The 364-nt window shown below is 77.5% G+C and carries 1 protein-coding gene; it reads right to left on the reverse strand.

Features of this window, described 5'->3' with window-relative positions; translation table 11 throughout:
• Positions 1 to 364: hypothetical protein (locus tag ABD378_RS17910; protein WP_344521931.1), on the reverse strand; the 364-nt coding region annotated here is incomplete at both ends.

Genomic DNA, 364 nt, shown 5'->3' on the forward strand with positions numbered 1-364 from the left:
CGCCACGCGCCGGGTCGGCGCCGCGGACCAGCAGGCTCGCGCAGGCCAGGAGCATGGCCCGGTCCGGCTGTCCGGGCGTCGTGGCCGCCAACGCCTCCGCCGCGTCGGCCAGTTCACCCGGATCGCCCGCAGCGCCGGCGGCCGAGCGCTCCGCGAGCTTCCGCAGGACCGTGGCCCGCTCCCACGCGTAGGGAGCCCGCAGCGCCTGCGCGAGCGCACCCCGCACGTCCCCCACCCGCACCAGCGCGATCACCCGGTCCGCACAGAACTCGGCATGGTGGTACGCCACCACGGAGTCCTCCTTGTCGGCGAAGCCCGAGACCATCCAGGCGTCGGTCTCGGCGGGCACGCGCCGGGCGGGCCG

The organism is Streptomyces rectiviolaceus (assembly GCF_039533825.1).
Lineage (GTDB): Bacteria > Actinomycetota > Actinomycetes > Streptomycetales > Streptomycetaceae > Streptomyces > Streptomyces rectiviolaceus.